Source organism: Salinivirga sp. (assembly GCF_055145285.1).
This window is the reverse complement of record NZ_JBSRDC010000045.1, coordinates 35,513-54,125: the sequence shown is the minus strand read 5'-3', so window position 1 is coordinate 54,125 and position 18,613 is coordinate 35,513. Positions and strand designations below refer to the sequence as shown.

Below are 18,613 nucleotides of genomic sequence, written 5' to 3'. Positions count from 1 at the left end.
GAACCCATATTTTTCGTTAACAAATAACAAAAAACCTAAAAAGATATGGGACTGTTCCGAAGTCTTTTGATTTTGGCAGGCAGGGAACACTGTTTTGACATTATAAACTACTTTTTTTCTGGAGTTTCAAAAAAGATATCGCATAAATAAACAAAAGTAATTGTTGTTGATTCTCTTTTTAAAAAAGTTTCGGATGGATGTGATATTGGATAACATCCTGACCGTTGGAAGGTTATTGAATGCAGCTGCAACTAATTGAAAGGAATCGAAAAAGCCGGAAGTGGATGAGTGATCATAGGTTATAGATCCTGGATCAAGGCTTGACGGCCATTGAGTGGCGTGTGCGATTAGTTAAAGGGAATCGAAATGGCCGATCGTAGCCGCTAATTTAGCATCTTCTTCACATACTCAGGCATTGCAAAAGCTGCCATATGCGTCGCATAATTATAATAGCTAGTGCGTTTTTGACTTACAAAAAGTTTCACTGCGCCCTGATCTACATCGCGTGGATCTTTCCCACTTTGCATTACTACCTGAAATGACCAGATACCCGAAGGAAATGTGGGCACATTGAACAGCATATTAAACTTATGCTCAACACCAAAGACCTGTTTCAGATTCTGATCGATTTGTTTGAATGCCTTTTCATTAAATTTTGGAGATTCTCCCTGAACAACAAGGGCTCCTTCGGAGGAAAGTAATTGCCGGCACCTGTCAAAAAATGCCGGGGTATATAATTTTGATGGTTTCCCCGAACTGTGTGGCCCATCAATGATAATAAGGTCATAGGGAACATCGCCATTATTTTCGACAAACTCCAGTGCATCTCCTATTATTAAGTTGAGCCGTTCATCGTCGTAAGCTCTGGAAAGAAAAGGTAAATAATTTTTCGAGGCTTCCACCACCATTTCATCAATCTCGACAAGATCGACATGTTTCACACCGCCGTGCTTCAACACTTCACGTGCAGAACCTCCGTCACCCCCACCCAAAATCAGCACACGTTCTATATTTTGGCATGCCATCATTACCGGATGGGCAATCATTTCGTGGTAATGATATTCATCTTTTTCTGTGCAGATTAACCTGTTACCTGACGTTAATGCTTTGCCATAAGCATAGGTCTCAATAACCCTTATTCTATTGTAAGCCGAGCGTTCATCGAAAAGCACATTACCTGTGTAGCGTAACGACAAAGCCTGGTAATTATCGCGGTCGGTGAACCAAATATTTCGTTTAAAACGAGGAGTTACCTTTTCTGCTGTGTCGAGCCGTGCATCTTTTAACTTCAGCGCTGTATCAAGTAAACGAATGGTACCTCGCCGCATTTCCAGCGCCGAATAATTTTCTGCCCTGAAAGCGTTTTTCAGGTGTTCAAATGCAACCCATGGTTCAACAGTTTCACCGCAAGTAAACAAATCTACTGCGGCATAACGGTATTCAGGCCATGTATGTATGGCGAGGTGACTTTCCTGAATGACAATTACACCGGAAACGCCCAAAGGCGAAAAATGATGGAATGTAGAATTTATTATAGTTGCACCCGAATGTTCAGCCGCCCCAATCATTTGTTCTTCAATAATTTGAACATCATCCATTACATCCGGATCACATCCTGTAAATTCAACCAATATATGTCGTCCCAATGATTCCATAAGCAAAAGTCAAATGTAGTTAAAAATTCGTTTTTTTGATACCAAATAGTTATTTTCGTAGGATAAACATTAACGAATAAAACCGTGTACAAAATACTTATAGCCGACGACAACCATCACTTCACTAAAGCCTTATCATACTTATTAAAAGAACTTTACAAAGATCAGATTCAATATGTAAGATCGGTAAGCAATGGAGAAGAGGCCGTTGAAATAACTAAAAACGAAAATTTCGACATTATTTTCATGGATGCCGACATGCCGGTTATGGATGGTATTGAAGCTACCCGAAAAATTATTGATAAAAACAGATTTGTAGTGGTTGTGGCCGTGTCTTTTCATCAGGAAATGGAATACGTTCAGGAAATGTTGGAAGCCGGGGCCCGGACTTATATCATCAAAGAAGATATGGACAGCAAATCGTTGGAAAATTGCTTTAAACTCATTGTTTAATACATATAAAAATGCTTAATACAATTTCAAATATTCAGAACCTCGACAATGGTCAGTTTTTTCTATTGGCCGGACCATGTGTGGTTGAAAGTGAAAACATTACATTGCGCACTGCAGAAACACTTAAAGCATTAACCCATAAATTAGAAATACCTTTTGTATTTAAATCATCGTACAGAAAAGCCAATCGTTCGAGAATTGATAGTTTTATGGGTATTGGCGACCAGGAAGCGCTAAAAATACTTGAAAAAGTTAAAAGAGATTTTGAATTACCCATTATTACCGACATTCATTTACCCGAAGAAGCAGCCATGGCTGCTGATGTAGCAGATATTTTACAAATTCCTGCCTTTCTTTGCCGGCAAACGGATATTTTAATAGCTGCTGCAGAAACAAACCGTGTAATTAATATCAAAAAAGGGCAATTTCTATCTCCGGAATCCATGAAATTTGCTGTGCAAAAAGTAGTTGACTCAGGTAACTCAAGAGTAATGCTCACCGATCGGGGAACCATGTTTGGCTATAACGATTTGATAGTAGACATGCGTAGTATACCCAAAATGCAGGCACTTGGTTTTCCGGTAATTGTAGATGTGACGCACTCATTGCAACAACCCAACACCACATCTGGCGTAACCGGAGGAGAGCCGGAGATGATTTCTACGATTGCTCGAGCAGCCGTAGCAGCAGGAACAAACGGTATTTTCATGGAAACACACCCTAATCCGGCAGAGGCTAAAAGCGATGGAGCGAATATGCTACAACTCGACCAGCTTGAGGCCATTTTACAGAAGCTGGTGGCCATAAAAAATGTTTTATAATTTTTTTCATAGAGCAACCTACTTCAAATCAATAATTTGAATATCAAACTCATTTTAATACCTAAAAAAAAATATAAATATTTTTTGGAAACTATATAAAATAGCCTACTTTTGCAACCGCCTTTGAGAAAGGAATGACTCGGTAGCTCAGTTGGTAGAGCACATCCCTTTTAAGGATGGGGTCCTGGGTTCGAGACCCAGCCGAGTCACAAAAAAGTTTGGAGTGTGAGTTTTGAGCAAGAAGCACAAAATTTGCACTCCTTTTTTTTATTGCTCAATACCCAAACCCTAACTCAAACTTATCGACTTCTTCCGGTGGTCATATAAAAGTTTGGAGTGTGAGTTTTAAGCAAGAGGCACAAAATTTACACTCCTTTTTTTATTCCTCAAGACTCAAACCCAAACTCAAACTAATTAAATGCCATCAGCAGGAACAATTTATTTATTACTCCGGCGTTTTTTCATCCGGCCATTCTTTCTTAAAATCGAACCAGTATTTCTTAATGGTTGACCGTACCTCTTTCCGAAGCATTAACAATCCAAATAAGTTAGGAATAGCCATAAATACCACAGTTAAATAAGACAAGCTCCAAATTATGGTTGTATCGGTAAAACTGGCAAAAAAGAAGGCTGCCACATAAGCTAATCGGTACCATATCACGTATTTTGATCCGAATAGGTAAATAATAGATCGATCACCGTAATAAGACCATGCGATTGCTGTAGAAAAGGCAAAAAGTATCAACCCAATTGAAATTATGTATTGCCCATAATCCCCAAAATAACTTCTTTTGAAAGCTTCAGCAGTTAAAGGGGCACTATGAATCAATGATTTACCTTTCAAAACAATTTCTCCGCTCTGTGTGTCGAGCACTCCAGCATCGACATTAATTTTTCCGGTATATGGGTTCTGATTCTTATAAACTATTACGTCTTCTGCAACCGACCTGGCATGTAAAATGGTGTTATCCTCGATGATATTTCCGTTTTCTGCTGTTAACTCACCAGAAAACATATCTAAAGAGCCCTTATCCATCATGTAAGTCTTAATTTCTTTAAGTTCTGATTCATTAGATGTGTCATATTGTTGGTCAAGTACTACAATATCGGTCTCTTGAAACTCATTTTCAATTTTTTGTGACCAAACACCGGAAGAAAGCAAAACGAGCCCGGTAATGGTGCAAATTATAATGGTATCGATAAAAGGTCCAAGCAAACCAACAAGCCCCTCAGATACTGGTTCTTTAGTTTTGGCGCTGGCGTGTGCTATAGCTGCAGAGCCTTGACCTGCTTCATTCGAAAACAACCCTCTGTTAACACCGTTATTGAATGCAAAAGCAAAGCTGGCTCCAATAAAACCTCCAACTGCAGAGGTGCCATTGATTACATCCGTAAAAATAGCTGAAAAAGCCGAGCCAATATTTTGATAATTGTAGGCAATTACAGCAAATGCACCGATTATATATATCACGGCCATTCCCGGAACTAACTTTTCTGTAACCCTTGCAATTCTTCTGATGCCGCCAATAATAACAAATCCAAGCAATAAAGCCATAATTATACCAGTGATGATATGGTCCACACCAAAAGTTGCAAAAACAGAGTTGGAGATGGAATTAATCTGGGGTAAACTTCCCGACCCAAATGATGATAACACAGTAGCTATGGCAAAAAATGCAGCCAGCCATTTCATATTTAATCGCTTGCGCATATAATACATTGGTCCGCCAGAAACGGTACCATCCGAAGTAAAGTCGCGATATTTATGTGAAAGGGTAATTTCGACAAATTTCAGTGTCATTCCAAAAAAGGCAGTCACTAACATCCAAAATAGGGCTGCCGGCCCCCCCAAATGAATGGCAAGGGCTACTCCGGCTATATTTCCGGTACCAACAGTCCCTGATAGTGCTGTAGCTAATGCCTGAAAATGCGATGTGTCTCCTTCATCATCCTCTTTGGCATATTTACCTTTCACGACTCGAATAGCATGTTTAAAATATCGAATCTGAGGAAATCTTAAATACAGGGTAAAAAACAATCCGGTACCTAATAAAAGAAATACAAACCACGGATGACCACCCAAATAACTGTGCAGAGTGAGTAAAAAATCGTTAATTTGTTGCATAGTTGAGCTGTTTCGATTACTAACAGATGTAAATATATAGTTTTATGTTTAAAAAACATCAATTTTTCAAATTTTCAACTTGTTAAAAAACGGACTCCAAATTCACATAATTTTAGATCCTAACTGTTTATCAAATATTTATCATAATGTGTATTGACCCCAAAAACAGAAAACTTTTTGTTTTTAACCCTACCTGTGAGATGGCTATTGCTAATGGCAACATTGCCTGGTCGCCCAATAAACATATGCAACAATTTGAAAAAGACCTGGAATACCTGCCCATACTTTTCACTAAAGGAAATGACTTACTTGCAGTACATAAAAAGCCCTCAACAGTTTTTGCAAAATGGTTGAATAAAACAATCAAAATACAACCTTTATTAATTGACCGGACACATATGGTCCCGGAAATTGAAAATTATGGGTCTTTTCCCGCGGAGCTACATCCCTGGGGTTGGAGTCCTACGATTTACCATACGTTAAAAAATTTAATGCCATATACTTCAGACGTTTTTCGAAAAGGTCCAAATGGCGAATGGAGCAATGATACCAAGAAATTTTACAGTAGGAAAACGGCACTGGCTCTTTTAAAAACCATTGTTCGAGAACACTCACAAGAATATTTACTTCCTCCGGCATATCATCCTGTAGTGGCAAAAACCGTAGAAGAAGTGGAACAACGATTCAGGAAATGGCCCCAAATTGTGTTAAAAGCGCCATGGAGTGCATCAGGGCGAGGAATACAAATTTTACGTTATAGATATTTGAATAAATCCAATGTCCAATGGATCAATTCGGTTCTAAACCAACAGGGCTACATTATGGTGGAGCCCTTACTGGATAAAGTGGCTGATTTCTCGCTACACTTCAAAATTAATGCTGAAAATATCGAATATATTGGGTCCGGGCAATTTACCACCAATGTAAACGGACAATACGAACAAAATATAATTAAACCTAAAAAAACACAAACGCCCGTACCGCTTAGCTCGCTTGCAAAATGGATTACAGGTGCCATGACAGAAAACCGTGTTAATACCTTTTACCGGGGTTTTGCGGGTGTTGATTTAATGACAATTAAAATTAATGAAAAAACTTATATCCACCCATTAGTAGAAGTAAACTGGCGCTACAATATGGGACTGGTTGCTCTTCAATTGGAAAAGTTTATACACCCTAATTCAAAAGGCAGTTTTAAAATACACGTGAATCCTAAAATTCCATTTTTCGAAATTCATAAGCAACATACCGCAGCTTATCCGCTTACAATCAAAGAAGGATTACCCTATTCGGGCTATTTTCCACTTTCTGACCCGGAAATAGCCAGATCAGGTGCATACGTTATCCTGAAGGCTAACGTATAACTAAAGCAATATCTCATTATTGATTTGCCATTTCAAATTGCTTCACTAGTTTCCTTTCCAGATAGTACACAAAAAAATTTACTATCTCAGCTATAAAAAAAACTTGCTTTACATCCATTATTTCACTAACTTATATCCATCCACCTTAAACACAAAACTATGGACAACATTCTCCTGCAATACCTCAGCGAACGTGTTCGTAAAGCACATGACCAGACCCAGCGAGAACCGGGTCCTGTAATTACCATTTCACGCCAATATGGTTGTTATGCCAGTGAAATTGCCCGCCTATTATCTGATCATCTGAATACATTGGTGGATAAACAAAATGGACAGTATAAATGGAAATGGATTGCCAAAGAGGTATTAGACGAAGCAGCCAGGGCGTTGGATACTAATCCCTCGAAAATAGCTCATGTGTTTGCAGCTAATGAACGTTCATTTCTTGAGGATATGGCTATTGCATTCTCAATAAAAAAGTATGCACGAGATCCGCAAATAAAGAAACTCATTAGTAAAATAGTTAAGCAGTATGCTGAACAAGGGCAGGTGATTATTGTAGGAAGGGCTGGATGTGTATTGGCTAAACACATAAAAAAATCATTGCATGTGCGGTTAATAGCTCCGGATAAATTCAGGATAAATCATATTATGGAAAGGTTTGACCTGGATAAAAAAGCAGCCATTAAACGCATAAAAGAATATGATGAACAGCGCAAAACCTTTATGCGATTTTATAATGGGGATAAACCCGATGCTGAGCTTTTTGATCTTATACTCAACAGAGATAAGCTCACCAACGAAGAAATGGTGCAAACAATAGTTAGTTGTGCGCAGGTCAGAAATATGCTGTAATTAAAGTAAATATGCAGTTAAAAAGCCATTAGATATAATTTACAGCTCTTTTTCATTTCTATAGAAATTTGGTAGAAATGGTCAATATTGTTTTCATGATGTTTTTCCAAATATAAAAAAAGCATGAAATGTATAACACACTTCATGCTTTAATATTATTATGGACGATTTACAATTCTACATCACCATACGATGTTTTAACAGTTACCTTGCCTGTAGGTTCATCTCCTATGGTTCCATTAATGGTGAGCGACATCATTTTTGATTGATATGAACCTTCGAAGCGGTTTTCGGGATATTCTACATCTGCATAGCTGCCATCTACCTTTAATGTGTAAGAAGCACCCGGATCTATATTCATTTCGCAATCGGTATAGCTTATATCGAGCGCTATGGTTTTAAATTTCGAAGAAGTTCTGCTTACTTCACATTCTCCAAAATCAGCATCCAGGACAAAGGCTTTTTTCACAAAACCTATATCAAATTCAGAATAGCGGCTTGTGGCTGAAAAATCTAATATTTCAGTAATTTCCCACTCATCGTATTTACTCATGCTCAGGTTGATTTGTCCCACATCTTTTATACGGTATTCCGAATATGCACTGCGTCCTGAAAGTCCACTGGCTTTTTCAATTATAATTTCAGAATAACTTATATCTATTAATGCTTTGTTCACATAACCAATGCTTACCTGATCCATATAAGCCATTTGAAATTGATTATCCGGCGAAGCCATCACATCGCTTTTAAAGTTGCTATATCGAAGCTCCAGGTCAGCCTTTCCCGCCAGCTCTTCCAGATATAAGTTTCCATAATGCAACTCAACATCTGCCTGCATGTAAGTTGGGGCTTTTATATCAATTTTTATTTCCAAACCGCTGTTGTTCGTCCTATTTGGCAGCTCGGTAATTACTGAAACCTCATTCCCCTTCTGGGCCAGATTTACCTGGATATCGTCAAACAAAGCCTTATCTCTCCGACTATCGCCATCGAGCTTTATGGTTACATCTATTTCTACTTCGTTGGCAGTAGATTTTAGAATATTTACGTTGCTGTAACGTGTATCAACTACTAACGTGTGTCCTTTTTCTACTTTGTATACCTTATGCATATTGCGCTTAAGGTCATCTGCTTGTGCAGCAGCGAATGTAAATAAAACCGCTACTGACAGTGCTGTGATTTTATAAAGATATTTTTTCATGGTTTTGGGTTTTTTGTGCTTTAATTCTTTGTGCTTCCTGAAGTTGTTCTACTATTTGTTTCATAACATTAATGCGGGTTTGATAATGCTTTATCATAGCATTAATTACGCGTGGATCTCCCGGATTTGCATCCAGATCTTTTCGCAGCTGTTTGTATAATTTATCCATTTCCTGCAGGTCTTTTTCCATCTGTTCTTTATGTGCCTGCATATTATCATCGCTTAACTGGTTTATAATGTTATGCTGATGTTGGATTGTGGATACAAAATAGGCTTCAGCTTCAGCATATTGTGGACCGGCATCGGCCAAGGTGGGCAGCTCCTGTACAGGTTCTGTAATCCAGTTGTCGTGTATGTACAATCCGGAAAGGGTTACCAGGAAAGCTATCACTGCAGCAGCAGCGGCATACCTGATATAAACCATGGAACGGGTTTTCTGGCGAGGCAGTTTTTCTAAAAATCTGGCTTCATGTCCGGCACGTGGTTCCTCGTTATCGAAAGCCTTCCTGTTTTTTCTTATATAATTCTCTATATGATTCATATTTTTAGTTTTTCGTTGGAATCTTTTAATTGATCATTTGCATTTTTTCTTTCACTTTTGCTTGCAACTTTTTTCGGGCTCTTGCATATTGTGAACGTGATGTTGAATTGGTAATATTTAATATTTGACTAATTTCCTCATGATCGTAACCTTCTAGTAAATAAAGAGATAAAACAGCTCTGTAATTATCCGGCAACTCTTTTATACAATCTTTCACAGCATCGATATTAATTTGTTCTTCAGCATAGCTTACATCCTCTTCCGGTTCATCTTTTATTACATCGGCTGTTTCAAACTCCATTTTCCTTTTTCTTAGGGCATCCAAAGATCTGTTTACTGCTATTCGTCTTAGCCATGCACCTATCGGGACTTCACCCTTGTATGTCTCCAGTTTTTCAAATGCTGTTAAAAAGGACTCCTGCATTATATCTTCAGCTTCCTGTGTATCTTGTACAATGCGTAAACTGGCATTATACAGTTGCTTATAGAAAAGCTGGTACAACTCGAATTGAGCTTTTCGACTGCCTTTCCGGCATTGTTTGACAAGTTTTGCATGCATGTCCACCTGTCTTTTTTCTACCTTTAATTTGCTCATTTCTGTTAATATGACGTTAGTTATTTCTAAATGCTGCTTCGATCTGCATTTTTTTCTTCAATTTTAAAACTTATTGTTTTCCGAAACCCCTTTTCATCCTCCACAAGCAAGGTATGCCAGCCTGCATGAGGTTTTATCCCAATTTGATGATAATTAGAAGTCTGGGCAATAAACTTATCGTCAAGATACCAAAATAAATTGGAATGTGCATAACGGTGCACTGCCTGAAAAACTACCTCCTGCCTGATTCCTCCAATATCATGTGGTAAAACCAACCTTACACCAGCATGTGGATATACAAAAGCAATAGGGTTTTGATCGTTCTGAGCTCCCCGGCAATTTTCTGCCAGTGGTGGTAATGCTTTATAGCGGCTGTGTCTGCGCTGATAAAACCATTCCATTCCCGGTGGCAAAACAAACCAGCTTGTATCTATCACATGTTCAGGTGCACACTGGTGAAAATATCGTTTTTCAAGGCTTTTGTCAAGCATTACCGGACGGCAATAACTACATTTACCTGTTCGCAAGGTACGCAATGGTATTTGCATTTCCCGGGTATGGCTGCAATGTTCACCGGCGGGCATTCCACTATGTTTGCATATTTCTACAGTCTCTAAATCGTCCCATGGAACAGGAAACCAACCCTCATTATCCGGTAAAAGCCTGAAAACATCAAAAAATACGGGTCCGGCTTTTAGCACGCCAACCAAACCGTCGCGGGGTTCGCCACTCGCATTTCCAACCCATACTCCTACCGTATACTCCGGATCCAATCCAATGGCCCATGCATCCCTGAATCCGTAACTTGTTCCAGTTTTCCAGGCCAGCCTGCGCGAAGATGAAAATTGCTGCCAACGCCCCTCTCCATCCGGACGTTCCAGTTTACGCATTGCTTCAAGGGTGTACCACACAGCACCAGCTGTCAATGGCGGTTCATCGTAAAGCTGTATAGAATGTGGTTTATCTGTAAAGCTCAAAGCATAATAATTGTTTTCATCATAGCGACCAGATAAACGCGGATAGCTTAGCAATACCCGGCCCAAACCTGCATACATCGAAGTAAGGTTGAAAAGTGTTGCATCGGCCCCTCCCAAAATTAAAGATAGTCCATAATGCGAGGATTTCTTATCAATAGAGGTCATACCCACCTCTCTTAATCTCCGGTGAAACCGATCTACCCCAAACTTTCTAAGCAAGCGCACCATTGGTACATTTAATGAGCGCGATAAAGCTTCTGAAGCCGGCACAGCTCCAAAATATTCATTGCTGTAATTTTTAGGGCTATAGCCTGAATAATTGACAGGTAAATCAGTAATAAGCTCATCAGGAGCTATCATTCCTTCTGAAAGTGAACCGGCATATAAAAAAGGTTTCAGCAAAGAGCCGCTACTTCTCAAGGATTGTATTACATCGACGTGTACACCGGGCGTATGAGATGTTCCCGCGTTACCCACGTAACCTAAAACCTTTCCTGTTTTTGTTTCGGCCACAACAATAGCTATGTTGCGCACCATTTGGCGCGCATACTGTTGCTGGTATTGGTGCGCTAAAACTGTTAAGCGTTTTTGCAAAACCGGCTCAATACTCACAGTATAACGATTGGATTTCCTCGCTCCTTCAATTTCATCGATGTGCTGTGTCAAATGAGGCAATTCCCTGGGCATAGTGTGAAAACGCTCCGGTAATGGCTCATCAAGTGCCAGTTGCCAGGTTAATGAATCAATAAAAGCATTTTCATTTAGCCTGGCCAATAATCGATTACGTTTCTCTAACAAGCGTTGCTGATTACGTCCAGGGAATATTAATGCCGGTGCATTGGGTAAAACCGCAAGCAGTGCCGCCTCTGCCCATGATAATTGTTTGGGGCTGCGACCAAAATAACGCCACGAAGCCGCTTCAAACCCTACAATATTACTCCCAAAAGGTGCCCTGGACGTCCATAGATTTAAAATTTCATCTTTGCTATACATCATTTCCAATCGCAGGGCTATAAACATTTCTAGCACTTTCTCGCCCAACGACCGGGAAGCATCTTTTCTGCCAAGCCGGGCCAGTTGCATAGTTAAAGTCGATGCTCCGCTTACTTTACGCATTTGGGTTGTGTTGAGCCAGATGGCTCTGCCAACAGCGAGCGGGTCAATACCCGGATGTTTATAAAAACGCTTATCTTCAAATGTAATAATAGCTTTTTTTAGTTTTTTAGGAACCTCTGCTGAAGGTGAAAAACGCCATTGCTCATCTGCTGCAAGAGTTGCATTCATCAACTGTCCGTCTCGACTGAATATAAGTTGCGAATAACTGTTATTATAATTTAAGAACTTATCAGAAAGAATAAAAAAAACAATTCCGGCCAGGGAAAGTAATATCATACTCCAGGCCCTGATTTTAGTTTTATTGATGAATTTCATAAACACATTACCCCAAAATAGGTATTAAAATATAAAATTATCGAAGCATAAAGGCTATTTTTATACAAACAAAGGTACAATCAATCAGTGATTGTTATAATTTTGTATGCAAAATATACATTTTAAACCATTTTTTCGAATCAAATAAAGACTGCCACACATGCCTAATTACCTTAAAATCAAATCGATTCTATATGCATCTGCCTTGTTTTTAATTTTATCTGGTTGTAATGATATACCAGAAGGCAGAAAAACCATATCGAGAAAAAAAGCAAAGCCAGCAACAAAGCATCTTGATATTACTAAGCCATCTGTTAATTACAAGGTTGTACCAGGTGAAAAAATACAATTTGACTGGCAATGGAAAGATGTTAAAAAAGCCGATAGTGTTATATGGTTTGCCAATAAAAACCGCATTACACGGTTAAATAAAGGAGACAAAGTAATTGTTCCCACAAATTTACCTGTAGGAATCCAACATTTTGTTTTACACAGCTACCTGAACGGGCAACAAAGCAATGACCAGGTTTTGGTAGAGGTTCTTTCAGAAATTACACCTAAAAAAAGTAATGCCCGAATCGTAAAAAAACTTTATCATGATCCCGGTGCTTATACCCAGGGATTAGAAATTCATGGCGATTATATCTATGAAAGCACCGGCCAATATAAAGAAAGCTCCATGCGCAAAATCGACATTGAAACAGGCAAAATAATTGATATCATCAACCTGGAGGATGATATCTTCGGTGAGGGCATGACGGTTTTTGAAGATAAAATTTATCAACTCACCTGGCAATCCAATACGGGATTTGTATACGATGTCAATTCATTCAAACGCTTGTATGAATTTGTATATCCGACGGAAGGCTGGGGCCTCACAAATGATGGTGAATCACTTATAATGAGTGACGGTTCGCACCGGCTCTACTACATTGACAGAGAATACTTTACCGAAACACGCAAGATTTCGGTTTACGATAATAATGGACCCGTTTCCCGGCTCAATGAACTGGAATATATAAACGGTAAAATTCTGGCCAACATATATGGCGAAAATTTTGTTTTAAGTATAGACCCGGCTACAGGAAAAGTTTTGCATGAAGTTGACATGACTATGCTTAAAACCGAGGCAAATTTACCACCCAAAGCAGATGTGCTTAACGGTATTGCCTGGGATGCTGAAAACAAAAAACTTTATGCCACCGGCAAATACTGGCCTGCCATGTTTGAAATTACCATTAAAGGTTTAAACCGCTAAAGACAAAACCACATGAAACCTAAGCACAAAGCACAAGCAGGTACTTTTGAATCCAGTGATATAATGATACTTATTGAACCCGCTAATTATGAGGTTGATAACTTTATTGAACTTTCATCAAATGTTAGCAAACAGTATGAAAATCAAATAAAAGAAGCTATCATGCAGGTACTGGATGCATACGAGATTAAAGGTGTGCATCTTATTGCAAAAGATAAAGGAGCCCTTACTCCCACCATTAAGGCCCGGGTTGAAACTGCTGTAAAAAGGTCATTGGATTTGCAAGAAGGAACGTTGCAGTAAAATAATTTTACCCAACATGAAAAAAAATATAATCAAAAAGCGCCGCAGCATGCTGTATATTCCGGGAAATAATCCGGCTATGCTACAGCAAGGCGGTGTTTATGGAGCCGACAGCGTATTGCTTGACCTTGAAGATGCCGTGGCACTGAATCAAAAAGATGCAGCCCGAATACTGGTTCGTAATATGCTTAAAGAAGTAGATTATTACGGTTGTGAAATTACAATCAGGGTCAATCATATCAGCACACCGTTTGGTAAAGCTGACCTGGAAGAAATTGTACCGTTGCAGCCCGATGCCATAAGACTCCCCAAAACCGAGACTCCAGAGGAGCTGGTTAAGGTGCTTGAAATGATTGAAGAAATTGAAAATCATAATGGCATTTCCCATGATAAAATGAAGATTCACGTAATGATTGAATCTGCATTGGGCGTCCAGAATGTTTACGAACTGGCTTCTCTCTCACCAAGAATCGATGCCATAACCATTGGCGGGCAAGACCTTACCGCTGATATGCAAATAGAAAAATCCAAAGACAATTACGGTATTGACTACGCACGTAAACGAATTGTGATGGCATCGAAAGCAACCAAAATAGATGCCCTTGACACTGTTTATGTAGATGTGGAAGATGAAGAAGGGCTGCGCGAGGAAACCGAATATATTAAGAAAATAGGCTTTACAGGTAAGGCCGTAATCAATCCACGACAGATTAATATTGTCAATGAAGTATTTGCCCCTACTGATGAAGAAATCAGGAAAGCCTATCGAATAGTAAAAGCTTACTACGAAAACAAAGGCAGGGATTTGGGCGTATTTGCCGTAGATGGCAAAATGGTAGATGCTCCAGTAGTTACAAGAGCTATGCATACCCTTGCATTGGCAGAGATTGAAGTAGAACCGGTCAAATAATACAAAATGATAAAAAATGCTCTTGACATAGAAATTCCTGAATATCTGGAAGGACTCGGTAAACTTGAACCATACCAGGGAGTATGGAAAAAGCTGCAAAAAGGCTGGATGGACGAGCAAACCGTACCACCCGCCATAAAAGCAAGATTACCTCATACTTCCAAACTGCACAACAACCTCGAGGAAGCTATATTAAAATGTAGCCCCAAAGATGGAATGACTGTCTCTTTTCATCATCATTTGCGCGGCGGCGATTGCATTTTGGTACAAGCCATTACAATATTGGCCAATTTGGGAATAAAAAACATCACCCTTGCTTCATCTTCGCTCACTTCAGCACATGAGCCCATTTTACCTTTTATCGAAGACGGTACTATTACACAAATTTACACTTCGGGCATTAGGGGGGAATTAGGAGAAGTCTGCGCCCAGGGTGTTTTGCAAAAGCCATTTGTGATACATTCACATGGTGGCCGGGTACGTAGCGTGCAAACCGGTAAAATACACATTGACCTTGCCCTTATAGCAGCCTCTGCAGCCGATGAAGAAGGCAACGCAACCGGCACACACGGACATTCAGCATTTGGCTCCATGGGCTATGCCATGATAGATGCATGGTACGCCAAACAAGTAGTGATTGTAACCGACAATTTGGTCGATTATCCCTGCGTGCCACCTTCCATAAGACAAAACTATGTAGATTATGTGGTAGCCACAGACACCATTGGTGATGCCAAAAAAATCGCATCAGGAACTACACGCATCACCAAAGCACCTCTTGATTTGCGGATTGCTAAAATTGCTTCTGATACCATTGTTCATTCAGGATTTTTCAAAAATGGCATTTCATTCCAGGTAGGCGCCGGAGGAGCTTCACTTGCCGTTGCCCGATTTATACGGGAGGCCATGAAAAAGCACGAGATTAAAGGGTCGTTCCTGTTGGGCGGTGTTACTTCATACGGTGTGGATATGTTAAACGAAGGCCTGTTCCGAGCCATATTCGATGTGCAATCATTCGATGCAGCAGTTAGTTCTTCTCTGAAAGAACATCCCTACCATATTGAAATTCCTGCCGGACTGTATGCCAATCCATACAATTGTGGGTGTATGATTAATAAGCTGGATGTGGTAGTGCTGGGTGCACTGGAAGTTGACATCAACTTTAATGTGAACGTGATTACCGGTTCAGAAGGTGAAGTGCGTGGTGCATCAGGCGGGCATTCAGATACGGCAGCCGGAGCCAAACTTACCGTAGTTGTTTGTCCTTCGTTCCGCGGCCGGTTACCCATCATCAAGAAAAAAGTAAAAAACGTAGTCACGCCAGGCGAAAGCGTGGATGTGGTTGTAACAGAACGTGGCATATGTGTAAACCCCAAAAACGGTGAGCTCAAACAGAATCTTATCGATGCGGGAATGAACGTCAGAGATATCGTAGATTTGGAAAAAGAAGTGGATAAAATTACAGGTACACCCGACCAAATAGAACATACAGATCAAATTGTGGGTGTCATCGAATACCGCGACGGTACTATAATCGATACCATCAAACAAATTAAAGTTTGATATTAAATTTTATGGCACAAGCACCGCTCGAACAATTACTTAATGCCAAAGAATCAATTCATACAGGAAAACAACAATTGGTTCAACAATATAACCTCCCTGTGGTAAGTCTTGCACTTAATATTGCCGGCTGGCCCAAAAGCGATAAAACCAAACGAAAATTCTTTTTTGACACCCTGAGCCGGTTAATGGATTTTTTCTATGCCAACAGATTATTCACCATTACGGGCAGTCAAAGGGTAATGGACACAGCTGCGGGATTAAGCTTCATGGCTGCCGTAAAAATGCCGGAAAATGCAAAGCAAATAAAATGCATTACAGAGCAGTTCGAAAACCAACATACACTTGGCCGTTTTATTGACGTGGATGTAAATAGCGCTACAGGAGATGCAATTAGCAGCGAAAAAGAAAAGCCTTGCTTTTTCTGCGGGCAGTATCCTGCTTTGGATTGCATGAGAAGCCAACGTCACAGTCTGGAAGAATTAAAATATTTCCAGCAACAGAGCATTCAGAATTATTTAAAAAAGCTCCGTCGAAAAGAACAATCCGAAAAACTCACAGAACTTACAATGTTTGCCCTTCTCTCAGAAGCATCACTTGAACCCAAACCAGGCTTGGTCTCTCCTGCCGACAGTGGTTCACATCAAGACATGGATTACAGCACTTTCATAAAATCCATTTCAGCACTGACGCCACTTTTTGCAGACTTCTACAGCCGGAGCTTAAAGCAAAATGACGGTTTTACCATGGCGGAACTAAGAACCTGGGGCATAAGAGCAGAAAAAAAGATGTTGGAGGCCTCCCGTGGCATTAATACACACAAAGGCGCCATTTTCCTCATGCTGTTAGCAGGCAATGTCATGTCTGAACTAGTCAAAAAAGACGAGTTAATTTCCCCAGCAGCAATTCAGGAAGAATTGAAAGCGTTCAGACGACACATTTCGAAGGACATTACACAAATTTATGAACCTACTCACGGTAATAAAATAAAACAAGCTTTTCCGGAAATAAAAGCAGGCATACGGCAACAGGTCATTGATTTATTACCTGCGGTTTTTAATGCAGGCATTGAACCTTTATTTGTTTTCCATTACAGCCCGCATAATACAACAGAGCATAACAATTTCATTTTAAAATTAAGTCTGCTTTCCATAATGGAGCAAAACGCCGATAGTAATGTTATTCACAGAGGAAGCCCGGAATTGCTAAAAACGATGCAAACCAAAGCAGGTGAGAGCAAAACAGCGCTATTGAACGGCCAAAATAAAACCTATTCAGAGTTTTGTCGTTGGACTAAAAACAATAATCTATCCCCGGGAGGTTCTGCAGATCTTTTGGCACTAACGATTTTCATTTACCTTTGCAGCATAAACCCGCTACTTAAGCCTTATGAGTTTTGAAAATGCCGATTTCCGCGAAGAAGTACTGGACCTTGAAAATCCTTTTGACGTTAAGTTCGTGTCAAAATTTCTTAAAAAACTCGATTTTGACTTTTCGCCGGGCGATGTAGACTACACAATGGTGCTCTACACCCTGAATGATGAAATAATCGGCACTGGTTCTTTTCAAAATCATGTGCTCAAATATGTGGCAGTTGTCCCTGAATATCGTTCTACAGCAGCATTTTCACAAATCGTAACCCATTTGATGGATAAACTGCTCACAAAGCATAAAAATATTTTCGTTTATACATTACCCAGAAACACAAAAATATTTGAAGGATTAGGGTTTACAGAAATAGCCACTGCCCAACCACTTTTCTCGGTATTGGAATTTGGATATGAAAATATTAAAACTTACCAGGAATATTTACGCTCACAAAAACAAAACGTCTCCACTGGTCCGGTTTCAGCCATTGTTGTCAATTGCAACCCTTTTACAAACGGACACAAATACCTGATAGAAAAAGCAGCTGAAGAGAGTAGAATTCTATATCTGTTTGTAGTAGAAGAAGACCGTTCAAGTTTTCCATTCAACGTCCGATGGAAACTCATAAGCGAAGGCATAGCACACCTTAATAATGTAGTGATGCTGCGAGGCGGCGACTACGTGGTATCAGGAGCCATTTTCCCCTCATACTTCTTAAAAAACGAAAACCCGGGAATGATTGCCCAAAAGCAAGGTGAACTCGACATACGAACCTTTATCAGCTATATAGTGCCCGTACTGGGAATTACACGCCGGTATGTAGGTACCGAAAAATACGACCCCACTACCCGGGCCTACAACAATGCCATGAAAGCACTATTGCCCCGTGCCGGCGTTGAATTAATTGAAATTGAACGAAAAAAAGCCGCCACATCGGAAAACGAGGAAAGCATCATTAGTGCATCGAAAGTCCGCCGGGCCATAAAAGAAAACAAGCTCAACGACGTAATAAAATTTCTTCCTGAAACTACACGCAGATATCTGAACAGTCCTGAAAGCCAGCCGATAATAAAACAAATTGAATCAAGCGATAATCGTCATTAACCATTGATAACCCGAATGCACGTTAACGCACACCAATTATAGAAAACGTACATTTATCTAACATCGGTAAAACCACATAAAACCCTCAT

General features: G+C 39.8%; 16 protein-coding genes and 1 tRNA gene. 11 read left to right on the top strand and 6 right to left on the bottom strand.

Translation table 11 applies throughout. The features are described from left to right. Positions 1-383 precede the first annotated feature (383 nt). A complete protein-coding gene (speE, locus tag ACTB0Y_RS08855; protein WP_463206455.1) occupies positions 384-1,655 on the bottom strand; it encodes a polyamine aminopropyltransferase in 1,272 nt (423 codons plus the stop codon). 84 nt (positions 1,656-1,739) lie between these two features. Here speE and ACTB0Y_RS08850 point away from each other — a divergent pair, with 84 nt between their 5' ends. The 3 genes from ACTB0Y_RS08850 (at position 1,740) to ACTB0Y_RS08840 (ending at position 3,138) form a co-directional block, all read left to right on the top strand. Then, the gene (locus ACTB0Y_RS08850) at positions 1,740-2,108 is read left to right on the top strand and encodes a response regulator transcription factor (RefSeq protein ID WP_463206454.1); all 369 of its coding nucleotides are present in this window, start codon (positions 1,740-1,742) and stop codon (positions 2,106-2,108) included. An 11-nt stretch (positions 2,109-2,119) separates the two neighbouring features. Beyond that, positions 2,120-2,929, top strand: a complete 810-nt coding sequence (kdsA, locus tag ACTB0Y_RS08845; RefSeq protein ID WP_463206453.1) for a 3-deoxy-8-phosphooctulonate synthase — start codon at positions 2,120-2,122, stop codon at positions 2,927-2,929. Positions 2,930-3,065: 136 nt separating this feature from the next. Then, a tRNA-Lys gene (locus ACTB0Y_RS08840) sits at positions 3,066-3,138 on the top strand. 236 nt (positions 3,139-3,374) lie between these two features. Here ACTB0Y_RS08840 and ACTB0Y_RS08835 read toward each other — a convergent pair. Next, entirely contained in the window at positions 3,375-5,054 is a 1,680-nt protein-coding gene (locus ACTB0Y_RS08835; RefSeq protein WP_463206452.1) for an alanine/glycine:cation symporter family protein, read from the bottom strand. Positions 5,055-5,200: 146 nt separating this feature from the next. Here ACTB0Y_RS08835 and ACTB0Y_RS08830 point away from each other — a divergent pair, with 146 nt between their 5' ends. Further along, positions 5,201-6,418, top strand: coding sequence for a hypothetical protein (locus tag ACTB0Y_RS08830; RefSeq protein WP_463206451.1), 1,218 nt, complete (start codon positions 5,201-5,203; stop codon positions 6,416-6,418). A gap of 159 nt (positions 6,419-6,577) precedes the next feature. Beyond that, complete coding sequence (locus tag ACTB0Y_RS08825; protein WP_463206450.1) at positions 6,578-7,273, top strand: cytidylate kinase-like family protein; 696 nt, start codon at positions 6,578-6,580, stop codon at positions 7,271-7,273. A 169-nt stretch (positions 7,274-7,442) separates the two neighbouring features. On the opposite strand, the gene ACTB0Y_RS08820 is transcribed toward ACTB0Y_RS08825, so the two are convergent. The 4 genes from ACTB0Y_RS08820 to pbpC are packed head-to-tail and all read right to left on the bottom strand — an operon-like array spanning position 7,443 to position 11,979. After that, a complete protein-coding gene (locus tag ACTB0Y_RS08820) occupies positions 7,443-8,474 on the bottom strand; it encodes a hypothetical protein (RefSeq protein ID WP_463206449.1) in 1,032 nt (343 codons plus the stop codon). Beyond that, a complete protein-coding gene (locus ACTB0Y_RS08815; RefSeq protein ID WP_463206448.1) occupies positions 8,455-9,015 on the bottom strand; it encodes a hypothetical protein in 561 nt (186 codons plus the stop codon). The genes ACTB0Y_RS08820 and ACTB0Y_RS08815 overlap by 20 nt, the downstream gene beginning before the upstream one ends. A 25-nt stretch (positions 9,016-9,040) precedes the next feature. Beyond that, entirely contained in the window at positions 9,041-9,610 is a 570-nt protein-coding gene (locus ACTB0Y_RS08810) for an RNA polymerase sigma factor (RefSeq protein ID WP_463206447.1), read from the bottom strand. 26 nt (positions 9,611-9,636) lie between these two features. After that, positions 9,637-11,979, bottom strand: a complete 2,343-nt coding sequence (pbpC, locus tag ACTB0Y_RS08805; RefSeq protein WP_463206446.1) for a penicillin-binding protein 1C — start codon at positions 11,977-11,979, stop codon at positions 9,637-9,639. 199 nt (positions 11,980-12,178) lie between these two features. Between pbpC and ACTB0Y_RS08800 the strand changes: the two genes are divergently transcribed. The 6 genes from ACTB0Y_RS08800 to citC are packed head-to-tail and all read left to right on the top strand — an operon-like array spanning position 12,179 to position 18,524. Beyond that, the gene (locus ACTB0Y_RS08800) at positions 12,179-13,276 is read left to right on the top strand and encodes a glutaminyl-peptide cyclotransferase (RefSeq protein WP_463206445.1); all 1,098 of its coding nucleotides are present in this window, start codon (positions 12,179-12,181) and stop codon (positions 13,274-13,276) included. Between the two features lie 12 nt (positions 13,277-13,288). Continuing rightward, positions 13,289-13,579 carry a citrate lyase acyl carrier protein gene (gene citD / locus ACTB0Y_RS08795; protein ID WP_463206444.1) on the top strand — a complete coding sequence of 97 codons (291 nt, stop codon included), beginning with the start codon at positions 13,289-13,291 and terminating at the stop codon, positions 13,577-13,579. A gap of 16 nt (positions 13,580-13,595) precedes the next feature. Then, a complete protein-coding gene (locus ACTB0Y_RS08790) occupies positions 13,596-14,489 on the top strand; it encodes an HpcH/HpaI aldolase/citrate lyase family protein (RefSeq protein WP_463206443.1) in 894 nt (297 codons plus the stop codon). Between the two features lie 6 nt (positions 14,490-14,495). Continuing rightward, complete coding sequence (gene citF / locus ACTB0Y_RS08785; RefSeq protein WP_463206442.1) at positions 14,496-16,052, top strand: citrate lyase subunit alpha; 1,557 nt, start codon at positions 14,496-14,498, stop codon at positions 16,050-16,052. Between the two features lie 11 nt (positions 16,053-16,063). Beyond that, a complete protein-coding gene (locus ACTB0Y_RS08780) occupies positions 16,064-17,452 on the top strand; it encodes a triphosphoribosyl-dephospho-CoA synthase (protein ID WP_463206441.1) in 1,389 nt (462 codons plus the stop codon). Next, positions 17,442-18,524, top strand: coding sequence for a [citrate (pro-3S)-lyase] ligase (gene citC, locus ACTB0Y_RS08775; RefSeq protein ID WP_463206440.1), 1,083 nt, complete (start codon positions 17,442-17,444; stop codon positions 18,522-18,524). The genes ACTB0Y_RS08780 and citC overlap by 11 nt, the downstream gene beginning before the upstream one ends. The last annotated feature ends 89 nt before the right edge of the window (positions 18,525-18,613 follow it).

Coding starts and splice junctions, on each gene's coding strand:
- speE (WP_463206455.1), bottom strand. CDS start 1,655: ATGGAATCATTGGGACGACATATATTGGTTGAATTTACAGGATGTGAT.
- kdsA (WP_463206453.1), top strand. CDS start 2,120: ATGCTTAATACAATTTCAAATATTCAGAACCTCGACAATGGTCAGTTT.
- ACTB0Y_RS08835 (WP_463206452.1), bottom strand. CDS start 5,054: ATGCAACAAATTAACGATTTTTTACTCACTCTGCACAGTTATTTGGGT.
- ACTB0Y_RS08830 (WP_463206451.1), top strand. CDS start 5,201: ATGTGTATTGACCCCAAAAACAGAAAACTTTTTGTTTTTAACCCTACC.
- ACTB0Y_RS08825 (WP_463206450.1), top strand. CDS start 6,578: ATGGACAACATTCTCCTGCAATACCTCAGCGAACGTGTTCGTAAAGCA.
- ACTB0Y_RS08820 (WP_463206449.1), bottom strand. CDS start 8,474: ATGAAAAAATATCTTTATAAAATCACAGCACTGTCAGTAGCGGTTTTA.
- ACTB0Y_RS08815 (WP_463206448.1), bottom strand. CDS start 9,015: ATGAATCATATAGAGAATTATATAAGAAAAAACAGGAAGGCTTTCGAT.
- ACTB0Y_RS08810 (WP_463206447.1), bottom strand. CDS start 9,610: ATGAGCAAATTAAAGGTAGAAAAAAGACAGGTGGACATGCATGCAAAA.
- pbpC (WP_463206446.1), bottom strand. CDS start 11,979: ATGATATTACTTTCCCTGGCCGGAATTGTTTTTTTTATTCTTTCTGAT.
- ACTB0Y_RS08800 (WP_463206445.1), top strand. CDS start 12,179: ATGCCTAATTACCTTAAAATCAAATCGATTCTATATGCATCTGCCTTG.
- citD (WP_463206444.1), top strand. CDS start 13,289: ATGAAACCTAAGCACAAAGCACAAGCAGGTACTTTTGAATCCAGTGAT.
- ACTB0Y_RS08790 (WP_463206443.1), top strand. CDS start 13,596: ATGAAAAAAAATATAATCAAAAAGCGCCGCAGCATGCTGTATATTCCG.
- citF (WP_463206442.1), top strand. CDS start 14,496: ATGATAAAAAATGCTCTTGACATAGAAATTCCTGAATATCTGGAAGGA.
- ACTB0Y_RS08780 (WP_463206441.1), top strand. CDS start 16,064: ATGGCACAAGCACCGCTCGAACAATTACTTAATGCCAAAGAATCAATT.
- citC (WP_463206440.1), top strand. CDS start 17,442: ATGAGTTTTGAAAATGCCGATTTCCGCGAAGAAGTACTGGACCTTGAA.